2 protein-coding genes are annotated in these 1,747 nt (G+C 71.0%); both read right to left on the bottom strand.

Features of this window, described 5'->3' with window-relative positions:
* Nucleotides 1–972 (bottom strand): ABC transporter permease (locus FNQ90_RS22040; protein WP_323380119.1); only part of this gene is annotated, 972 nt, incomplete at its 3' end.
* Nucleotides 969–1,697 (bottom strand): ABC transporter ATP-binding protein, encoded by a 729-nt coding sequence (locus FNQ90_RS22035; protein WP_182607950.1) that lies wholly within the window; start codon nt 1,695–1,697, stop codon nt 969–971. The genes FNQ90_RS22035 and FNQ90_RS22040, both read right to left, overlap by 4 nt.
* Nucleotides 1,698–1,747: the final 50 nt, after the last annotated feature.

Genomic DNA, 1,747 nt, shown 5'->3' with positions numbered 1-1,747 from the left:
CCCCTCGCCCCGTGAGAGCACCCCCATCAGCGCCTCGTTGAGGTGCTTGAGCGGCAACAGCCGCGCGATCGGCTCCAGCCAGCCCGGCATCACCTCGGTCGGGAAGAAGGAGCCGGAGAGGAACGCCATCGGCATGATCACGGCCTGCAGCACCCCATTGGCCGCCTCCTCGGTGGAGGTCACCGCGCCGATCAGCAGGCCCACCGACATGAACGCCAGCGTCCCGCAGGCCACCAGGGGGATCGACAGCCACCACATGTCGGTCAGCCGCAGCCCGTAGAACGGGATCACCGCCACCGCGAGGAAGAGGACCAGCTGCGCCATCGCCAGTCCCAGGCTCACCCCGATCCGGGCGCCCACCACCGCGCCCGGCCGGATCGGCGCCAGCCACAGCCGGCGCAGCAGCCGCTTGCGGCGCCAGTTCACCAGGGTGAACGCCGACATGAAGGAGGCGCCCATGGCGATCGCCCAGCCCAGCAGGCCCGGCGCCAGGAACTGGATCGCCCGGATCGACTCGTCCTCCACCCGCTCGGTGCTCATCCGGAAAGCGGGCGGTTGGCCGGTGGCGGCCACGTTGGCGTCCTGCACCAGGGAGTTGACCAGGCCGCGCACCGCCCCCGCCCGGGCCTCGTCGGCGGCCGAGTAGCGCAGCTCCAGCGTGCCCGGCGTCTCCTCCCAGACCACCGCGTCCACCTCGCCGGCACGCAGCCGCTCCAGCGCGTCCTCCCGGTCACCGGTCCGCTCCAGCACCAGGGCCTCGGAGAGCGCGGCCAGGTGTTCCTCGTCCAGCTCGTCGAGGACGGTGACCTCGCCGTACTGCACGACCGTGGAGCGGGAACCGCCCTCCCCCTGGAAGAGGGCGCCGAACAGCACCAGGAACAGCAGCGGCAGCACGAGCATGAAGAACACGGCGGTGCGGTCCCGGATCAGGCCCAGGAACATCACTTTCGACAGGCTGGTCAGCGCGCTCACTCGCGGTACTCCCGTCCGGTCAACCGGAGGAACACGTCCTCCAGGTTCGCCACGCCCAACTCCGCGATCAGTTCCCGGGGCGGGCCGACGCGCAGCACCCGCCCGGCGTCCATCACCGCCACCCGGTCGCACAGCAGCTCGGCCTCGTCCATGTAATGGGTGGTCAGCACCACCGTGCGACCCTGGCCGTTGATCTCCCGCAGCAGATCCCACAGGTTGCGGCGGGCCTGCGGGTCCAGGCCGGTGGTGGGCTCGTCCAGGAAGACCAGCTCGGGGTCGTGGACCAGGGCACAGGCGATCGACAGGCGTTGGGCCTGTCCGCCGGACAGCTCGGTGTCCCGCACGTCCGCCTTGCCGGTCAGGCCCACCGTCTCCAGCATGGCGTCGGCCCGCTCGGCGGAGACCCCGTACAGCGAGGCGAAGGAGCGGATCTGCTCGCGGGCGGTGAGCTTCTCGAAGAAGGCGGATGCCTGGAGTTGGACGCCGATGCGGCGCAGCAGGTCGGGGTCGCGGGGCCAGGAGGGCATTCCCAGCAGGCGCACGGTGCCCTCATCGGGTTCGCGCAGGCCCTCGATCAATTCCAGGGTGGTGGTCTTCCCGGCGCCGTTGGGACCGAGGATGCCGTAGAACTCGCCGGAGGCGACCTCCAGGGAGACGCCGTCCACCGCCCGCACGTCCCCGTACCGCTTGCGCAGCCCCTCGACCGTGATAGCCGCATCCGTCATGCGGCTATCACGGTCGAGGGGCTGCGCAAGCGGTACGGGGACGTGCGGGC

Source organism: Streptomyces alkaliphilus (assembly GCF_014141535.1).
GTDB classification, from domain to species: Bacteria; Actinomycetota; Actinomycetes; order Streptomycetales; family Streptomycetaceae; genus Streptomyces; species Streptomyces alkaliphilus.
Note: the sequence above shows the minus strand (reverse complement) of the source record. Positions and strands in the feature narration are given on the sequence as shown.

Excerpts from the sequence above, each read along its gene's own strand:
- FNQ90_RS22035 (WP_182607950.1), bottom strand. The coding sequence starts at position 1,697 with ATGACGGATGCGGCTATCACGGTCGAGGGGCTGCGCAAGCGGTACGGG.